General features: G+C 59.3%; 13 protein-coding genes. 9 read left to right on the forward strand and 4 right to left on the reverse strand.

Annotated elements, in window-relative coordinates:
• Positions 1–96 precede the first annotated feature (96 nt).
• The 5 genes from mrcB to fhuB all read left to right on the forward strand — a co-directional run bounded on the left by mrcB (position 97) and on the right by fhuB (position 8,851).
• Positions 97–2,631 carry a bifunctional glycosyl transferase/transpeptidase gene (gene mrcB, locus MT962_RS14180; RefSeq protein WP_024561640.1) on the forward strand — a complete coding sequence of 845 codons (2,535 nt, stop codon included), beginning with the start codon at positions 97–99 and terminating at the stop codon, positions 2,629–2,631.
• Positions 2,632–2,908: 277 nt separating this feature from the next.
• Complete coding sequence (gene fhuA, locus MT962_RS14185) at positions 2,909–5,131, forward strand: ferrichrome porin FhuA (RefSeq protein WP_247365907.1); 2,223 nt, start codon at positions 2,909–2,911, stop codon at positions 5,129–5,131.
• Between the two features lie 47 nt (positions 5,132–5,178).
• Positions 5,179–5,976, forward strand: coding sequence for a Fe3+-hydroxamate ABC transporter ATP-binding protein FhuC (gene fhuC, locus MT962_RS14190; protein ID WP_024558142.1), 798 nt, complete (start codon positions 5,179–5,181; stop codon positions 5,974–5,976).
• On the forward strand, positions 5,976–6,869 hold the full coding sequence (gene fhuD, locus MT962_RS14195; RefSeq protein ID WP_247365908.1) for a Fe(3+)-hydroxamate ABC transporter substrate-binding protein FhuD: 894 nt from the start codon (positions 5,976–5,978) through the stop codon (positions 6,867–6,869). The genes fhuC and fhuD overlap by 1 nt, the downstream gene beginning before the upstream one ends.
• Entirely contained in the window at positions 6,866–8,851 is a 1,986-nt protein-coding gene (fhuB, locus tag MT962_RS14200; RefSeq protein ID WP_247365909.1) for a Fe(3+)-hydroxamate ABC transporter permease FhuB, read from the forward strand. Before fhuD ends, fhuB begins: the two co-directional genes overlap by 4 nt.
• Before the next feature lie 64 nt (positions 8,852–8,915).
• Here the strand turns inward: fhuB and hemL are convergent, their stop codons facing one another.
• Positions 8,916–10,196, reverse strand: coding sequence for a glutamate-1-semialdehyde 2,1-aminomutase (gene hemL, locus MT962_RS14205; protein ID WP_247365910.1), 1,281 nt, complete (start codon positions 10,194–10,196; stop codon positions 8,916–8,918).
• A 176-nt stretch (positions 10,197–10,372) separates the two neighbouring features.
• Between hemL and clcA the strand changes: the two genes are divergently transcribed.
• Together clcA and erpA are read left to right on the forward strand one after the other, a co-directional pair.
• Positions 10,373–11,779 (forward strand): H(+)/Cl(-) exchange transporter ClcA, encoded by a 1,407-nt coding sequence (gene clcA, locus MT962_RS14210; protein WP_024561646.1) that lies wholly within the window; start codon positions 10,373–10,375, stop codon positions 11,777–11,779.
• An 81-nt stretch (positions 11,780–11,860) separates the two neighbouring features.
• The gene (gene erpA / locus MT962_RS14215; RefSeq protein WP_024558137.1) at positions 11,861–12,205 is read left to right on the forward strand and encodes an iron-sulfur cluster insertion protein ErpA; all 345 of its coding nucleotides are present in this window, start codon (positions 11,861–11,863) and stop codon (positions 12,203–12,205) included.
• Positions 12,206–12,262: 57 nt separating this feature from the next.
• Here the strand turns inward: erpA and MT962_RS14220 are convergent, their stop codons facing one another.
• From MT962_RS14220 to mtnN, 3 genes are read right to left on the reverse strand one after another with little or no spacing between them, the layout of a single operon-like run.
• Entirely contained in the window at positions 12,263–12,883 is a 621-nt protein-coding gene (locus MT962_RS14220; protein ID WP_024558136.1) for a TRIC cation channel family protein, read from the reverse strand.
• 17 nt (positions 12,884–12,900) lie between these two features.
• Positions 12,901–13,704 (reverse strand): vitamin B12 ABC transporter substrate-binding protein BtuF, encoded by an 804-nt coding sequence (btuF, locus tag MT962_RS14225; RefSeq protein ID WP_247365912.1) that lies wholly within the window; start codon positions 13,702–13,704, stop codon positions 12,901–12,903.
• Positions 13,697–14,395: a 5'-methylthioadenosine/S-adenosylhomocysteine nucleosidase gene (mtnN, locus tag MT962_RS14230; RefSeq protein WP_247365913.1), complete on the reverse strand. Its 699-nt coding sequence runs from the start codon at positions 14,393–14,395 to the stop codon at positions 13,697–13,699. The genes btuF and mtnN overlap by 8 nt, the downstream gene beginning before the upstream one ends.
• 94 nt (positions 14,396–14,489) lie before the next feature.
• On the opposite strand from mtnN, the gene dgt reads away from it, so the two are divergent.
• Both dgt and degP read left to right on the forward strand, forming a co-directional pair.
• Entirely contained in the window at positions 14,490–16,004 is a 1,515-nt protein-coding gene (dgt, locus tag MT962_RS14235; protein WP_024558133.1) for a dGTPase, read from the forward strand.
• Between the two features lie 139 nt (positions 16,005–16,143).
• On the forward strand, positions 16,144–17,574 hold the full coding sequence (degP, locus tag MT962_RS14240; RefSeq protein WP_028019956.1) for a serine endoprotease DegP: 1,431 nt from the start codon (positions 16,144–16,146) through the stop codon (positions 17,572–17,574).
• Positions 17,575–17,689: the final 115 nt, after the last annotated feature.

A 17,689-nucleotide genomic window follows, 5' to 3' on the forward strand; every position in this document is an offset into this window, starting at 1 on the left:
CGTTAGCCTTTTAATTTGAGAGCTTTCTTCTTTCGCGCGGGTGCGGAAGAAACAAGAATCAGGCCCTTGCGCCTGAATTATCTGCGGAGAAAAAGCATGGCGGGGAATGACCGCGAACCTATCGGACGCAAGGGCAGACCAGCGCGTCCGGTAAAAGAGAAAGTTAGCCGTCGTCGGCTCAGGGAAGAGGAGTATGACGATGAGTATGAAGATGAAGAACCCGCGCCGAGAACGGCGAAGGGCAGGGGTAACGGCGGTGGCGGCAAGGGGCGCAAGCCTGCCAAAAAGCGCCGCTGGCTCTGGTTTTTGCTAAAGCTGTTTCTGATCCTCGTGGTGGTGATGGTCGCCTACGGCGTCTATCTCGACCAGAAGATCCGCAGCCGCATCGACGGCAAAGTCTGGCAACTGCCGGCGGCTGTCTATGGCCGCATGGTCAACCTTGAGCCGGATTCGCTCTACAGCAAGCAGGAGATGATCAAGCTGCTGGAGGCCACGCAGTACCGTCAGGTGACGAAAATGACCCGTCCTGGCGAGTTTACCGTGCAGGCCAACAGCATTGAGATGATCCGTCGCCCGTTCGACTTCCCGGACAGCAAAGAGGGGCAGGTGCGCGCGCGCCTGAGCTTCAGCGGCGATCGCCTTGAGTCTATTGAGAACATGGACAGCGGCCGCCAGTTCGGCTTCTTCCGTCTCGACCCGCGGCTTATCACCATGCTCTCTTCGCCGAACGGCGAGCAGCGCCTGTTTGTGCCGCGCACCGGCTTCCCGGATTTGCTGGTGGATACGCTTATCGCCACCGAGGACCGCCATTTCTATGAGCACGACGGCATCAGCGTCTACTCTATCGGTCGCGCCGTTTTGGCGAACCTGACGGCGGGCCGGGCGGTGCAGGGCGGCAGTACGCTGACCCAGCAGCTGGTGAAAAACCTCTTCCTGACCAACAAGCGCACCCTGTGGCGTAAAGCCAACGAGGCCTACATGGCGCTCATCATGGACGCGCGCTACAGCAAGGACCGCATTCTGGAGCTGTATCTGAACGAGGTTTACCTCGGCCAGAGCGGCGACGACCAGATCCGCGGCTTCCCGCTGGCGAGCCTTTACTATTTTGGCCGTCCGGTGGAAGAGCTGAGCCTCGACCAGCAGGCGCTGTTGGTGGGGATGGTGAAAGGGGCTTCGCTCTACAACCCATGGCGTAATCCGAAGCTTGCGCTGGAGCGCCGTAACCTGGTGCTGCGTCTGCTGCAGGAGCAGCAGGTGATAGACCAGGAGCTGTATGACATGCTGAGCGCCCGGCCGCTGGGCGTGCAGCCGCGCGGCGGGGTGATCTCACCGCAGCCCGCGTTTATGCAGATGGTGCGCCAGGAGCTGCAAAGCAAGCTGGGCGATAAGGTTAAAGATCTCTCCGGCGTGAAGATCTTTACCACCTTTGATTCCGTCGCGCAGGACGCCGCGGAAAAAGCGGTGACGGAAGGCATTCCGGCGCTGATTAAACAGCGCAAGCTGAAAGACCTGGAAACCGCAATGGTGGTCGTCGACAAGACGACGGGTGAAGTGCGCGCCATGGTCGGCGGAGCGAACCCGCAGTTTGCGGGCTACAACCGCGCCATGCAGGCGCGCCGCTCCATCGGCTCGCTGGCGAAACCGGCCACTTACCTGACCGCGTTAAGCCAGCCGAACCAGTATCGCCTGAATACCTGGATTGCCGACGCGCCGATTTCGCTGCGTCAGCCGAACGGCCAGGTCTGGTCGCCGCAGAACGATGACCATCGCTACAGCGGCCAGGTGATGCTGGTGGATGCGCTTGCCCGCTCTATGAACGTGCCGACAGTTAACCTTGGCATGGCGCTGGGCCTGCCAGCCGTTACCGAGACCTGGACGAAGCTTGGCGTGCCGAAAGAGCAGCTGCACCCGGTTCCGGCGATGCTGCTTGGCGCGCTTAACCTGACGCCGGTGGAAGTGGCGCAGGCGTTCCAGACCATCGCCAGCGGCGGTAACCGCGCTTCGCTCTCCGTGCTGCGTTCGGTGATCGCCGAAGATGGCTCGGTGCTGTTCCAGAGCTTCCCGCAGGCGGAGCAGGCCGTGCCGCCGCAGGCGGCCTATCTGACCCTCTACACGATGCAGCAGGTGGTGCAGCGCGGTACGGGCCGGGCCCTTGCCGCGAAGTTCCCGAAACTGCATCTGGCGGGGAAAACGGGGACCACCAACAACAATGTCGATACCTGGTTTGCCGGCATCGACGGGCGTGAAGTGGTGATAACCTGGGTGGGTCGCGATAACAACCAGCCGACTAAACTCTACGGGGCCAGCGGCGCGATGGCGATTTACCAGCGCTATCTGAGCAACCAGTCGCCGGTGCCGCTGGAGCTGACGCCGCCGGAAGATATCGTCGAGATGGGCGTGGATGATATGGGCTACTTCCAGTGCGGCGGCGGTTTCCGCACGCTGCCGGTGTGGACCACCAATCCGGATGCGCTTTGCCAGCAGAGCGCGCCGCCGCCGGCGGAAAACCCGTTTGAGCAGTCTGCTCCGGCGCAGCCGCAGCAGCAGCCTCAGCAACAGCAGGCGCCGCAGCAGCAGGAGAAGAGCGACGGCGTAGCGGGCTGGATTAAGGATATGTTCGGCAGCAATTAACGGTTCACGCCTCGCTTAGCGATGAACGCACCGGTAACGCGGCGTAATGGGGAAACCTGTTACGCCGCGTTTTTTTATCTTCTCTATTACCGCCCGGTAACCGCTGTTTAGCGACCTCGTAACTCCCTGCTATTACAATGGTTAATTACGCTGCCTTTAGTCCTCTCAGGGCCGTCTGACGCTTGCCATATAAACAGCGTTTCGCATATTATCTTGCGTTCATAATAATAATTCTCGTTTACGTTATCGTTCGTTACTTTCACTCAGAGAAAATAAAATGGCGCGTTCCAACACCTTTCAGCCTACTCATACCCGGCTGCGCAAGCTTGCCGTGCTGATTGCCGCGGCAACCGGCAGCATTGCCGTTACCGCTACCGCCGCCGAGACGGCGAAAAAAGAAGATACCATTACCGTTAGCGCCGCCGCGCCGCAGGAAAGCGCCTGGGGTCCGGCGCCGACTATCGCCGCCAAACGCACGGTGACTGCCACCAAAACCGACACGCCGATTGAAAAGACCCCGCAGTCTATCTCGGTGGTTACCAGTGAAGAGATGGAAATTCGCCAGCCCGCGTCGGTGAAAGAGGCGCTGGGCTATACGCCGGGTGTGGTTGTCAGTAACCGTGGCGCATCTAATACTTATGACTTTGTCAGCATCCGCGGCTTTACTTCTGTCGGCCTGAGCCAGAACAACTATCTGGACGGTCTGAAACTTCAGGGTAACTTTTATAACGACGCGGTTGTCGATCCTTACTTCCTGGAGCGCGTTGAGCTGATGCGCGGTCCGGTTTCCGTGCTTTACGGTAAGAGCAACCCCGGCGGCATTATTTCCATGGTTAGCAAACGTCCGACCACCGAGCCGCTTCATGAGATACAGTTCCAGGTTGGTACGGATAACCTTTACCAGACGGGATTTGATTTCAGTGATTCGCTGGATGATAACGGCGAGTTATCTTACCGTTTAACCGGCCTCGCTCACTCTAGCGATGAACAACAAAACGGCGCGGAACGCCAGCGTTATGCTATTGCGCCCACCTTCACGTGGCGGCCGGACGACAAAACCAATTTCACCTTCCTTTCTTACTTCCAGAACGAGCCGGAAACGGGCTACTACGGCTGGTTGCCGAAAGAAGGGACCGTTCAGCCGCTGCCGAATGGCAAACGTATCGGCACCGACTTTAACGAAGGCGCCAGCAACAACACCTATTCTCGTAACGAGAAGATGGTGGGCTACAGCTTCGAACACGGCTTCAACGATACCTTCACCGTGCGCCAAAACCTGCGCTTTGTGGAAATGAAAACGGCGCAGAACAGCGTTTATGGTACGGGTATTTGTACCACTAATACCTTCAACGCCCCTTGCCAGGAGGTTCCTGCTGGCGAACGCGATCATTACTTAGGTCGCGGCACCGTCGTGGATAACGAACGTTTGCAGAACTTCAGCGTGGATACGCAGTTGCAAAGTAAATTTGCGACGGGTGAGGTAGACCACACTTTACTGACTGGTGTGGACTTCATGCGTATGCGTAACGATATCAACGCGACGTTTGGAACCGCGCCTGTTGTGGATCTTTATAATCCGCAGCCGCTTGAAGATTTTAATTTCGATAAGGCTGCGCCGTATCAGCTTAACGAAACCAAACAGACCGGCGTTTATGTTCAGGATCAGGCTGAGTGGGATAAGTGGGTCTTTACCTTGGGTGGCCGTTACGACTGGTCGCAGCAGGCCACTACGGTACGCGCCGACGGCGGTTCTATCGAACGTAACGATCACCAGTTCACCTGGCGTGGCGGCGTAAACTACCTGTTCGATAACGGTATTTCCCCTTACATCAGCTATAGCCAGTCTTTCGAGCCTAACGCGTTTGATCTCTACAGCGTGCCGCGTATGGCTTTCGCCCCCTCTAAAGGCGAACAGTACGAAGCAGGCGTGAAATATGTACCGAAAGATATGCCGATCGTCATCACCGGCGCGGTTTATCAGTTGACCAAAACAAACACCCTGACCACTGATCCGAACGATGCTCTGCTGCAGGTTCCTTCAGGCGAGGTGCGTTCGCGCGGCGTTGAACTGGAAGCCAAAGCGGCAGTTAACGCAAACATTAACATCACGGCTTCTTATACCTATATCGACGCGGAATACACGAAAGATACGAATCTCAAAGGCAATTCCGTGGAGCAAGTGCCGCGTAACATGGGATCTTTGTGGGGCGATTACACCTTTAACGACGGCCCGCTCTCCGGTTTGACTCTTGGCACCGGCGGCCGCTTTATCGGCTCCAGCTACGGCGACCCGGCGAACACCTTTAAAGTTGGTAGTGCCGCAGTCATGGATGCTGTGGTGAAATACGACCTTGCGCGCTTCGGCCTTGCCGGCTCCAGTGTTGCGGTGAACGTGAATAATCTGCTCGACCGCGACTACGTCTCCAGCTGCTTCCAGACTTACGGCTGCTTCTGGGGCGCGGAGCGTCAGGTCACCGCCACCGCGACATTCCGCTTCTGATCCGTTTTCGGGCACGGTTCGCCGTGCCCTTTTACAAGTTGGCTACTATGCAGGATAAACAGACGTATCCCGACACCACCTTTTCCCTCAAGCAAGTCGCTTTTCGTGTGCCAGGCCGCACGCTGCTTCACCCGCTCTCCCTGACGTTTCCCGCAGGAAAGGTTACTGGCTTAATCGGCCATAACGGTTCCGGCAAATCCACGCTTTTAAAAATGCTGGGCCGTCATCAGCCACCTTCGGAAGGGGAGATTTTGCTGGGCGGCCAGCCGCTTGAAAACTGGGGCAGCAAAGCGTTTGCCCGTGAAGTGGCTTATCTGCCGCAGCAATTGCCCGCCGCAGAAGGGATGACCGTGCGCGAGCTGGTGGCGATTGGCCGCTACCCGTGGCACGGCGCGCTTGGGCGCTTCGGCGTGAAAGATCGCGAACTGGTGGAGGAGGCGATAACGCTGGTGGGCCTGAAGCCGCTGGCGCACCGGCTGGTGGATAGTCTTTCAGGCGGCGAGCGGCAGCGGGCATGGATAGCGATGCTGGTGGCGCAAAACAGCCGCTGTCTCCTGCTTGACGAACCGACCTCGGCGCTCGATATCGCCCACCAGGTGGAGGTGCTGGCGCTCATCCATCGCTTAAGCCAGCAGCGCGGGCTCACGGTGATCGCCGTGCTGCATGATATCAACATGGCGGCGCGTTACTGCGACCACTTAGTGGCGCTGCGCGGCGGCGAAATGATTGCCGAAGGCTGCCCCGATGCGCTGATGACCAGCGAAAATCTGGCACAGATCTACGGTATTCCGATGGGGATCCTGCCTCATCCGGCGGGCCTTGCGCCGGTGAGCTTCGTTTACTGATGCGCGATCTCACTTTCTCTTTCACCCGCCGCCGGTTGCTGACGGCGATGGCGCTTTCGCCGCTGCTCTGGCAGATGCAAAAAGCCCGGGCGGCAGAACCGGTTACCGAACGCGTCGTGGCGCTGGAGTGGCTGCCTGTGGAACAGCTGCTGGCGCTGGGCGTTACGCCTTACGCCGTCGCGGATATTCCGAACTACAACCTGTGGGTTAATGACCCGAAACTGCCCGCTTCCGTTATTGATGTCGGCCTGCGCACCGAACCGAATATGGAACTGCTGACCGCCATTAAACCCACGCTGCTTATCTGGTCGTCAGGCTATGGTCCTTCACAGGAGCAGCTATCGCGCATCGCGCCGGGCGTTGGCATCGCCTTTACCGACGGCAAAGCGCCGCTGGACATGGCGCGCAAATCGCTGATGCAGCTGGCAAGCCGTATCGACCGCGAGCAGGCGGCCCGCCATCATCTGGCGCAGTTTGATAACTTTCTCCAGCAGATGAAGCCGCGTTTCGCCGCGCGAGGCGAAAGGCCGGTGGTGCTGATGACGCTGATAGATGCCCGCCACGTGCTGCTGATTGGGCAAAACAGCCTGTTCCAGCAGGCGATGGACGTGCTGGGCGTGCGCAACGGCTGGGCGGGCGAGACCAATTTCTGGGGCAGCGCGATCGTAGGGATGGAGCAGCTTGCCGCTATCAAGGATGCCGATGTGCTTTGCTTCGAACACGGTGATGAGCCATTGATGGGACAGATAGCCGCCACGCCGCTGTGGCAGGCGATGCCCTTTATCCGCAACCAACGTTTTCAGCGGGTGCAAGCGGTCTGGTTTTATGGCGCGACGCTCTCCACCATGCGCTTTTGTCGCGTGCTGGACAATGCGCTGGGAGGCCGGGCATGAGAACGCGCCATGCGCTTTTCCCGACACTTTTGCTCGCCGCGCTCTTTATCGCCGCGCTTGCGCTGACGTGGTGCAACCTTAACGCGCAACTGCCGCGCGGTGAATGGCGCCAGGCGCTCTGGCAGCCGGATGTTAACGCTATTAACCAGATGCTGTTCCACTACAGCGCGCTGCCGCGCCTGGCGGTTTCGCTGCTGGTGGGGGCAGGGCTGGGGCTTGTGGGCGTGCTGTTCCAGCAAGTGCTGCGCAATCCGCTGGCGGAGCCGACGACGCTTGGCGTCGCCACCGGGGCGCAGCTCGGCATTACCGTCGTTACGCTCTGGTCGCTGCCGGGCGGCGTTTTCACGATGCAATTCGCCGCGCTGGCAGGCGCCTGTCTCGTTGGCCTGCTGGTATTCGGCGTGGCGTGGGGCAAACGTCTTTCGCCGGTCACGCTCATTCTTGCGGGCCTGGTCGTCAGCCTGTACTGCGGCGCGGTAAATCAGCTGCTGGTGATTTTTCATCACGAGCAGTTGCAGAGCATGTTCCTCTGGAGCAGCGGTGCGCTTAACCAGACCGACTGGAGCATCGTGAATCGCCTGTGGCCGCAGCTGCTGGGCGGCGTGCTGCTGACGCTGTTGCTGCTGCGTCCGTTAACCCTGATGGGTCTTGATGACGGCGTGGCGCGCAACCTGGGGCTTGCGCTTTCGCTGGCGAGGCTGGCGGCGCTTTCGCTTGCAATAGTCATCAGCGCCTTGCTGGTGAACGCGGTGGGAATTATCGGCTTTATTGGTCTTTTCGCGCCCTTGCTTGCCAAAATGTTAGGCGCGAGACGGCTGCTTGCGCGCCTGCTGCTGGCGCCGCTTATCGGCGCGCTGATCCTGTGGATTTCCGATCAGTTCATCGTCTGGCTGACCCGCGTCTGGATGGAGATCTCCACCGGCATGGTGACGGCGTTGATTGGCGCGCCGCTGCTGCTCTGGCTGCTGCCGCGTCTTCGCACCATGAGCGCGCCGGACATGAGCGCAGGCGACAGCGTGCCCGCTGAGCGCCAGCATCTGCTGCGCTGGGCGATAGCGGGCCTGGTGGTACTGCTTGCGATGCTGGCAGCGGCGCTTTGTCTGGGACGCGACGCGCAGGGCTGGCAGTGGGCGAGCGGTTCGTTGCTCAATGAGATGATGCCGTGGCGCTGGCCGCGGGTGCTGGCGGCGCTCAGCGCCGGCGCCATGCTGGCGGTGGCGGGCTGTATTATTCAGCGTCTGACCGGCAACCCAATGGCCAGTCCCGAAGTGCTCGGCATCAGCGCGGGCGCCGCCTTCGGCGTGGTGCTGATGCTCTTTTTCGTGCCCGTGGACGCTTTCGCCTGGCTGCTGCCCGCCGGTAGCCTGGGGGCGGCAGGTACGCTGCTCGTTATCCTTATCGCCGCCGGGCGCGGAGGCTTCTCGCCGCACCGCATGCTGCTGGCGGGGATGGCGCTGAGCACCGCCTTCAGCATGATGCTGGTGATGCTGCAGGCAAGCGGCGACCCGCGTATGGCGCAGGTTATCACCTGGCTTTCCGGCTCGACCTACAGCGTGACCCCGCAGCATGCGCTGCGCACGCTTGGCGTAATGGCGATCTTGCTGGCGGCGACGCCGTTCTGCCGCCGCTGGCTGACTATCCTGCCGCTTGGCGGCGATACCGCCCGCGCGGTCGGCATGGCGCTGACGCCTGCCCGTATCGCGCTGCTGCTGCTCGCCGCCGCGCTGACCGCCGCGGCCACGCTGACTATCGGGCCGCTCAGCTTTGTCGGCCTGATGGCGCCGCATATCACCCGGCTGATGGGCTTTCGCCGGGCGCTGCCGCAGCTGGTTATCTCGGCGCTGCTGGGCGGCATGCTGATGCTCTTCGCCGACTGGTGCGGACGTATGGTTATCTTCCCTTATCAGATCCCGGCGGGGCTGCTGGCGACCTTTATCGGCGCGCCTTATTTTGTCTATCTGTTGAGAAAGCAGAGTCGGTAAGCGCGGGCGTGAAGGCCAATAAAAAAGGCGGGGAAGTCCCCGCCTTTTTTTATCGCCAGACGAATTACAGCTTCGCAAACACGCGACGGGCGGCGTCGACCGTGTTGTTGATATCTTCTTCGCTGTGGGCGACGGACATAAAGCCCGCTTCAAACGCGGAGGGCGCGAAGTAGACGCCTTCCTCCAGCATCAGATGGAAGAAGCGCTTGAAGCGCTCCACGTCGCAGGCGACCACATCTTTATAGCAAGTTACGCTCCCGGCCGCAGTGAAGAAGAGGCCGAACATGCCGCCGACGTGGTTAACCACCAGCGGAATGCCCGCTTCAGCCGCCGCTTCGCGCAGCCCTTCGGCAAGGCGGGTGGTGAGGTCGTCCAGCATTTCATGCACGCCAGGCTGCGCCACTTCGCTCAGACAGGCGTAGCCCGCCGCCATGGCAATCGGGTTGCCGGAGAGGGTGCCCGCCTGGTAAACCGGCCCGGTCGGCGCCAGCGCTTCCATGATTTCACGGCGGCCGCCAAACGCCCCCACCGGCATGCCGCCGCCGATGATTTTGCCTAGGCAGGTAAGATCCGGTTCAACGTTGTAGTAGGCCTGAGCGCCCGCCAGCGCCACGCGGAAACCGGTCATCACTTCATCGATAATCAGCAGCGCGCCAAATTCATCGCACAGTGCGCGCAGGCCTGGCAGGAAATCGGGCTGCGGCGGGATGCAGTTCATGTTGCCCGCGACCGGCTCGACGATGATGCAGGCGATATCCTGCGGATAGAGCTCGAATGCCTCGCGCACAGAGGCGAGATCGTTATAGGTGCAGGTCAGGGTGTGCTTCGCGAAATCCGCCGGCACGCCCGGCGAATTAGGCTGACCGAGCGTGAGCGCGCCGGAACCGGCTTTTACCAGCAGGTGGTCGGCGTGGCCGTGGTAGCAGCCTTCAAATTTGATAATTTTGTCGCGGTGGGTATAGCCGCGCGCCAGGCGAATGGCGCTCATCGTCGCCTCGGTGCCGGAGTTCACCATGCGCACCATGTCCATTGTCGGCACCAGTTCGGTGACGAGCTGCGCCATTTTCACTTCCATCTCCGTCGGCGCGCCAAAGCTCAGGCCGCGCTGCGCTGCCTCAATGACCGCGTTGCGGATGGCGGGATGGTTATGGCCCAACACCATCGGCCCCCAGGAGCCCACGTAATCGATATAGGCTTTACCGTCGGCGTCATACAGATAAGCCCCGTCCGCACGCTCGATAAACAGCGGGACGCCGCCCACGCCGGTAAAGGCGCGCACCGGCGAGTTAACGCCGCCGGGGATAAGTTCGCGGGCGGCGGCGTAGAGGTTTTCAGACTTACTCATGAATCGGCTCCTGATTCGGGAAAAAGGGTAACGGGCTATTCTAAGGCATCCGATAAAGGTTATGAAAGTTTTGCCCGATTGAAGCGCCCGAATAGCCGCGGATTTTTCATGCGACGCGGCGGCGGGCGGCGGGTAAAATAGCGCTCCATTCTGTTTTACCTACAAATGATGACAGCATGAAACCACACGCTTCCCCTTTCAGGGCACAACAGCGGCTCCGCTTACGCCGCATGATGATGATTCGCCACCTGATCCGCCGCGATAAAACGCCGCTGGCCATTTTGCTGATGGCGGCTGTAGTGGGTACGCTTGCGGGGCTGGCGGGTGTGGCGTTTGAACGGGCCGTCGGCTGGGTGCAGCAAAACCGCATCGGTATGCTGGCGCAGGTCGCCGACCGCGCCTGGCTGGTCTGGCCGCTGGCGTTTATCGCCTCCGCGCTGCTGGCGATGGTGGGGTATTGGCTGGTGCGCCGCTTCGCGCCGGAGGCGGGCGGCTCCGGCATTCCTGAAATTGAAGGGGCGCTTGAAGAGCTGCGCCCGGTGCGCTGGTGGCGGGTGTTGCCCGTGAAGTTTATCGGCGGTATGGGGACGCTCGGCGCGGGCATGGTGCTGGGCCGCGAGGGGCCGACAGTGCAGATTGGCGGCAATATCGGCCGCATGGTGCTGGACATGTTTCGCCAGCGCGGCGCGGAGGCGCGCCATACGCTGCTTGCCACCGGCGCGGCGGCGGGGCTTTCGGCCGCTTTCAACGCGCCGCTGGCAGGCATCCTGTTTATCATTGAGGAGATGCGCCCGCAGTTTCGCTACAACCTTATCTCCATCAAGGCGGTCTTTACCGGCGTCATTATGTCGAGCATCGTTTTTCGCCTCTTTAACGGCGAAGGCGCAGTGATTGAAGTCGGCAGGCTGACTAACGCGCCGGTCAATACGCTCTGGCTCTACCTGATGCTCGGCATTATTTTTGGCGCGGTAGGCCCGCTTTTCAACCATCTGATTTTTCGCGCCCAGGATATGTTTCAACGTATTCACGGCGGCAATATAACGAAGTGGGTGCTGGTGGGCGGCGCGCTTGGCGGCTTGTGCGGCGTGCTGGCGCTGATTGAGCCTGCGGCGGCGGGCGGCGGCTTTAACCTTATCCCCATCGCCGCGGCGGGTAACTTCAGCGTGGGCATGCTGCTGTTTATCTTTGTCGCCCGGGTGATAACCACGCTGCTCTGCTTCTCTTCCGGCGCGCCAGGCGGGATTTTCGCCCCGATGCTGGCGCTCGGCACGCTGCTTGGCACCGCGTTCGGCATGGCCTGCGCGGCCTGGTTCCCGGCGTATCATCTGGAGGCGGGGACGTTCGCCATCGCCGGCATGGGTGCGCTGTTCGCCGCCTCCGTGCGGGCGCCGTTGACCGGTATCGTGCTGGTGCTGGAGATGACCGATAATTACCAGCTCATTCTGCCAATGATCATTACCTGCCTTGGCGCTACGCTGCTGGCGCAGTTTCTTGGCGGCAAGCCGCTCTATTCCTCTATTCTTGCCCGTACGCTGGCAAAACAGCAGGCGGAACAGCAGGCGCAGGCCGGGCAGAATACTTGAACGATTTACCAGGGTAATAGATAATGGCCTTAAAGATCGGGTTATTCTTTGCCCGATTGCGGTCTTCGTTGGGAGCATAAAATGAGTGATGACGTAGCGCTGCCTCTGCAATTTACCGATGCAGCAGCCAATAAAGTAAAAAGCCTGATCGCGGATGAAGAGAATCCGAACCTTAAACTGCGCGTCTACATCACCGGTGGCGGTTGCAGCGGCTTCCAGTATGGTTTTACCTTTGATGACCAGATCAACGACGGCGACATGACCATCGAAAAACAGGGCGTCGCGCTGGTGGTTGACCCAATGAGCCTGCAGTATCTGGTGGGCGGCTCGGTGGATTACACCGAAGGGCTGGAAGGTTCTCGTTTCGTGGTGAGCAACCCGAACGCCACCAGCACCTGCGGCTGTGGCTCCTCCTTCAGCATCTAATCCCGCCGGGTAAGCCGGATAAAAGAAAAGCCGTGTTGTGGAACACGGCTTTTTTGTTTATGCGTGGTCGTCGAGCGCGAAGGTGGGCAGCTTCAGGTGCCAGCGAATAGCGGCGAGCCGGATGGCAAGCGTCACCGCCATGCCTGTCATACTGGCCTGCTCAAGCGGCACGCTGAAGGTGTAAAACGCGGTGGCGTGGACGATGCCGCCCGCAATGCAAGCGGTGGCGTAGATTTCGGTTCGCAGGATCATAGGAATTTCGCGAGCCAGCACATCGCGAATAATACCGCCGCCCACGCCCGTCACCACGCCCATGCAGATGGCTACCAGCGGGCCGGTGCCTGCCAGAAACGCCTTGTTCACGCCGATGCCGACAAACACCGCCAGGCCTACGGCGTCCAGCACCGGCAGGATCCACTTCGGCAAGCGCCGCGGCTGGCGCACCAGCGCAATGGTCAGCAGGCAGGTCACCATCGCCACCACCAGATCGGTGGGATCTTTGACCCAGAACACCGGGCCGTGATCGAGCGCCATATCGCGGATCGTGCCGCCGCCCACCGCCGTCACCACACCCAGTACCAGAACGCCGAACGGATCCATCCGCAGCTTTCCGGCCAGCAAAACGCCAGAGATGGCAAACACGGCTGTGCCTATGATATCCAGCCAATAAACCAGCATTTCCTTTCCTCGACTCGTTATTTCGTAGCTGCCAGCGCCTGGCAGAGCTGTTTCGCGGCGAGGATAATACGCGGCCCGGCGCGCTCAAACCAGTCGTCTTTTACGGTAATAACCGGAACTTTTAGCTGCTCATGCCAGAACTGCGTTATCTGTGGAATTTCCTTTTCATCGCCCGCAGTAATGATGGCTTCCGGCTGGCGCATCAACACCTGCTCGCGGCTTACCTGCGGCCAGGGCGCGGGGCTGTCGGCGAAGATATTCTCACCGCCGCAGACCTCGACAAGCTGGTTCTGAATGGAGCTTTTATTGGTCGTGAAAAGCGGCTGGCCGCCAAATTGCAGAAAGACCCGCTTTTTCGCTTTTCCGGCGTAGTGGTTTTTCAGGGCCGTAAATTCCTCAAGCAGCGAGGCTGCCGCCGCTTGCGCCTTTTCAGGGGCAGGGCTAAAGGCCGCGAGCTGGCGAAGCGCCGCGGCGACCTGCTCCACGCTTGCCGGATCAAGCCACATCACCTGAATGCCAAGCGATTTAAGTTGATTGACCTGGCGTTCGGCGTTGCCGCCGCGCCAGGCGAGCACCAGATCGGGCTTAAGCGCTACGATGCGCTCAAGGTTCATGCCCTGCCAGTTCGCCACCTGCTCCAGCTTTTTCGCCGCTTCGGGATAGTCAGAATAAGCGCTGGCGGCAACGGGCGTAATGCCGGCGGCGAAAGCGAGTTCGGTATTGGCAGGGGAGAGCGAAATGACGCGCGGCGCGGCTATCAGCCACGCCGGGAAGAGAAGAAGCAGGGCGGCGAGCGCCCTGTTAAGCGGCCGCTTAGCCACGGTTTACGGCGGCGAGCAGCGTTTCTACCATCAGGCTGGACTGCTTTGCCGCGACAGCGAGGAACTCCTCGAAGCTCAGGTGCGACTGCTGGTCCGCTACGTCGGAAATGGCGCGCACCACCACGAACGGCACGCCGAAGTTATGGCAGACGTGGCCAATAGCCGTCGCTTCCATTTCCACAGCGATCGCCTGCGGAAAACGGGTGCGGATGCGGGTAAGCGCGTCGGCGCCGTTGATAAAGGCGTCGCCGCTCACCACCAGGCCGCGCACCGCATGCAGGTTGAGCTCGCCGATGCAGGCTTCAGCGGCGGCGATAAGCGTTTCATCCGCTTTGAAGGCGGCCGGGCAACCCGCCATCTGGCCATATTCGTAGCCGAAGGCGGTTACGTCAGCGTCGTGATAGCGAACTTCGTCGGAAACCACGATATCGCCTACTTTGAGCGTAGGCGCAAGGCCGCCCGCCGAGCCGGTGTTAATGATGAGATCAGGCTTGCAGTGTTCAAGAAGCAGCGTCGCGCCCATCGCGGCGGAGACTTTACCGATGCCCGACTTCAGCAGAGCCACCTCGACGCCGTTAAGCGTGCCGGTATAGATCTCGCAGCCCGCCAGTTTCAGCGTCTGACGATGTTCAATTTTGTCGCGCAGCAGCGTAACTTCTTCTTCCATTGCACCAATAATGCCTGCTTTCATAGAGATACTCGCTAAATGATGGATTAACGGGGATAGTCTATCATGGCAGACAACAAGGATTTAATTCGCGTAAGCGCGCGAACCGGGAGAGCCTATGGCTGAGATCGATTTTCGCAACAAAATAAACTGGCGTCGCCGGTATCGCTCGCCGCAGGGAGCGAAAAGTGAACATGAGATCCTGCGCATTTTTGAAAGCGACCGGGGGCGCGTAATCAATTCGCCAGCCATTCGCCGCCTGCAGCAAAAAACGCAGGTCTTTCCGCTGGAGCGCAACGCCGCAGTACGTACGCGACTAACCCATTCGCTGGAAGTGCAACAGGTCGGGCGTTATATCGCCAAAGAGGTATTAAGCCGACTGAAAGAGCAGGGCAAGCTTGAACAATACGGGCTGGCGGAGCTAACCGGGCCGTTTGAAAGCATTGTCGAGATGGCCTGCCTGATGCATGACATCGGCAACCCGCCGTTCGGCCATTTTGGCGAAGCAGCGATCAACGACTGGTTCAGCCAGCGTCTTTTTCCTGTCGACGCCGCCAGCCAGCCGCTGAGCCATGACCGTTGCGCTGTCGCCGTGCTAAAGCTGCAGGAAGGCGAAGAAGAACTCAACGCGCTGCGTCGCAAAATACGCCAGGATTTGTGCCATTTCGAAGGAAACGCGCAGGGCATTCGCCTTGTCCATACTTTGCTGCGCATGAACCTGACCTGGGCGCAGGTGGGCTGCATTTTAAAATATACGCGCCCGGCGTGGCATGCCGGCCCGGTGCCGAAAAGCCACAGCTATTTGATGAAAAAGCCCGGTTTTTACCTGGCGGAAGAGGGCTATATTTCCCGCCTACGTAAAGAGCTTTCGCTTGGCGAATATAGCCGTTTCCCGCTGACTTGGATTATGGAAGCGGCGGATGACATCTCTTATTGCGTGGCCGATCTTGAAGATGCGGTAGAGAAACGCATATTTACCGTCGAGCAGCTTTATCAGCATCTTTATGAATCCTGGGGCGAGCATGAGCCTGAAGATCTTTTCGCGCAGGTAGTGGAAAACGCTTATGAAAAAGCGAAGACCAATCCGCTTCGGCGCATTGCCGAAGACCAGTTCTTTATGTATTTGCGCGTCAATACGCTAAATAAGCTGGTGCCCTATGCCGCACAGCGGTTTATTGAAAACCTGCCCGCTGTTTTTGACGGCTCGTTTAACCAGGCGCTGCTTGAGGACGAGAGCCCGTCGAGCCGCCTGCTTGAGCTCTATAAGCGCGTGGCGGTGCGTCGCGTATTTAATCACCCCGACGTTGAACAGCTAGAATTACAAGGTTATCGGGTGATAAGCGGCCTGCTGGATATTTACCAGCCGCTGTTAAAACTGCCATTGACGGATTTCCGCGAGCTGGTGGAAACCGAAGGCGTGCGGCGTTTACCGATTGAGACGCGCTTATTTCACAAGCTTTCTGGCCGTCACCGGCTGGCTTATATTGAAGCGGTGAATAATCTGCATCCCGAGGCGGCGGATTATCCCTTATGGGAATATTATTATCGCTGCCGTTTGATTCAGGATTATATCAGCGGCATGACCGATTTATATGCATGGGATGAATATCGGCGCCTGATGGCGGTGGAATAAATAGTGCGAGTTTTGTAAAGACGCTCAATAAATTTTTACTTATTCAGAAACTTAACGCTGGAACTTCGCGCTATAAAGTCACTCTTACTGTCACGTACACAGCAGGTAATTGACGTAACTTTTAGCTGAGATTGAAAAGATGAAAAAAACCACGTTAGCAATGAGTGCGCTGGCTCTGAGTCTGGGTTTGGCGCTGGGGCCGGTGTCCGCTTTCGCCGCTGAGACTGCATCTTCTTCCGCCACCTCGCAACAGATGCCGAGCCTGGCGCCGATGCTGGAGAAAGTGATGCCATCAGTGGTGAGCATTAACGTTGAAGGGAGCACGACGGTGAACACGCCGCGTCTGCCGCGTAATTTCCAGCAATTCTTTGGCGATAACTCGCCGTTCTGCCAGGAAGGTTCGCCTTTCCAGAGCTCGCCTTTCTGTCAGGGCGGCGGCGAAGGCGGCGACGGCGGCCAGCAGCAGAAATTTATGGCGCTGGGTTCCGGGGTCATTATTGATGCCGCGAAAGGCTATGTGGTAACTAACAACCACGTGGTGGATAACGCAACCTCAATTAAAGTGCAGCTGAGCGACGGGCGTAAGCTCGACGCCAAAATGGTAGGTAAAGATCCGCGATCGGATATCGCGCTGATTCAGATTCAGGATCCGAAAAATCTGACGGCGATTCAAATCGCCGACTCCGATCAGCTGCGCGTGGGCGATTACACCGTCGCTATCGGCAACCCGTTTGGTCTTGGCGAAACCGTGACTTCCGGTATCGTTTCGGCGCTGGGCCGCAGCGGCCTGAATGCGGAAAACTACGAAAACTTTATCCAGACCGACGCCGCCATTAACCGCGGCAACTCCGGCGGCGCGTTGGTGAACCTGAACGGCGAGCTTATCGGCATCAACACCGCTATTCTGGCGCCGGACGGCGGCAACATCGGCATCGGCTTCGCCATTCCGAGCAACATGGTGAAAAACCTGACTGCGCAGATGGTGCAGTATGGCCAGGTGCGCCGTGGCGAGCTGGGCATCCTTGGCACCGAGCTGAACTCTGAGCTGGCGAAAGCGATGAAAGTTGACGCCCAGCGCGGCGCGTTTGTAAGTCAGGTGATGCCGAACTCCTCCGCCGCGAAAGCGGGTGTGAAGGCGGGCGATGTGATTACCTCCCTGAACGGCAAGCCTATTAACAGCTTTGCGGCGCTGCGCGCCCAGGTGGGTTCTATGCCTGTCGGCAGCAAGCTGACGCTTGGCCTGCTGCGCGAAGGCAAGGAAGTTAACGTTAATCTGGAGCTGCAGCAGAGCAGCCAGACTCAGGTTGAGTCTTCCACCGTCTTCAACGGCATTGAAGGCGCGGAGATGAGCAACCGTACGGGCAAAGACCAGGGCGTTATCGTCAACAACGTGAAGGCGAACTCCCAGGCGGCGCGCATCGGGCTTAAGAAAGGCGACATCATCGTCGGGGCAAACCAGCAGCCAGTGAATAACATTGCCGAGCTGCGTAAAATTCTCGAGAGCAAGCCGTCAGTGCTGGCGCTGAATATTCAGCGCGGCGATAGCTCTATCTATCTGTTGATGCAGTAAAAGGCATTGCGCTAAAAAAGGCCGCCCCGTGCGGCCTTTTTTATTACGCCGCTTTTATCGTAGGGGTGATAGCAAGAGTAGGCACACGTTGGGATAACAGGGACGCGGTAAAACA

Source organism: Franconibacter sp. IITDAS19, assembly GCF_023079515.1.
GTDB classification, from domain to species: Bacteria; Pseudomonadota; Gammaproteobacteria; order Enterobacterales; family Enterobacteriaceae; genus Franconibacter; species Franconibacter pulveris.

What these genes read in the sequence shown, in the direction of transcription:
- degP (WP_028019956.1), top strand. Translation starts at nt 16,144, where the DNA reads ATGAAAAAAACCACGTTAGCAATGAGTGCGCTGGCTCTGAGTCTGGGT.
- hemL (WP_247365910.1), bottom strand. Translation starts at nt 10,196, where the DNA reads ATGAGTAAGTCTGAAAACCTCTACGCCGCCGCCCGCGAACTTATCCCC.
- fhuC (WP_024558142.1), top strand. Translation starts at nt 5,179, where the DNA reads ATGCAGGATAAACAGACGTATCCCGACACCACCTTTTCCCTCAAGCAA.
- clcA (WP_024561646.1), top strand. Translation starts at nt 10,373, where the DNA reads ATGAAACCACACGCTTCCCCTTTCAGGGCACAACAGCGGCTCCGCTTA.
- mrcB (WP_024561640.1), top strand. Translation starts at nt 97, where the DNA reads ATGGCGGGGAATGACCGCGAACCTATCGGACGCAAGGGCAGACCAGCG.
- dgt (WP_024558133.1), top strand. Translation starts at nt 14,490, where the DNA reads ATGGCTGAGATCGATTTTCGCAACAAAATAAACTGGCGTCGCCGGTAT.
- fhuB (WP_247365909.1), top strand. Translation starts at nt 6,866, where the DNA reads ATGAGAACGCGCCATGCGCTTTTCCCGACACTTTTGCTCGCCGCGCTC.
- fhuA (WP_247365907.1), top strand. Translation starts at nt 2,909, where the DNA reads ATGGCGCGTTCCAACACCTTTCAGCCTACTCATACCCGGCTGCGCAAG.
- MT962_RS14220 (WP_024558136.1), bottom strand. Translation starts at nt 12,883, where the DNA reads ATGCTGGTTTATTGGCTGGATATCATAGGCACAGCCGTGTTTGCCATC.
- fhuD (WP_247365908.1), top strand. Translation starts at nt 5,976, where the DNA reads ATGCGCGATCTCACTTTCTCTTTCACCCGCCGCCGGTTGCTGACGGCG.
- mtnN (WP_247365913.1), bottom strand. Translation starts at nt 14,395, where the DNA reads ATGAAAGCAGGCATTATTGGTGCAATGGAAGAAGAAGTTACGCTGCTG.
- erpA (WP_024558137.1), top strand. Translation starts at nt 11,861, where the DNA reads ATGAGTGATGACGTAGCGCTGCCTCTGCAATTTACCGATGCAGCAGCC.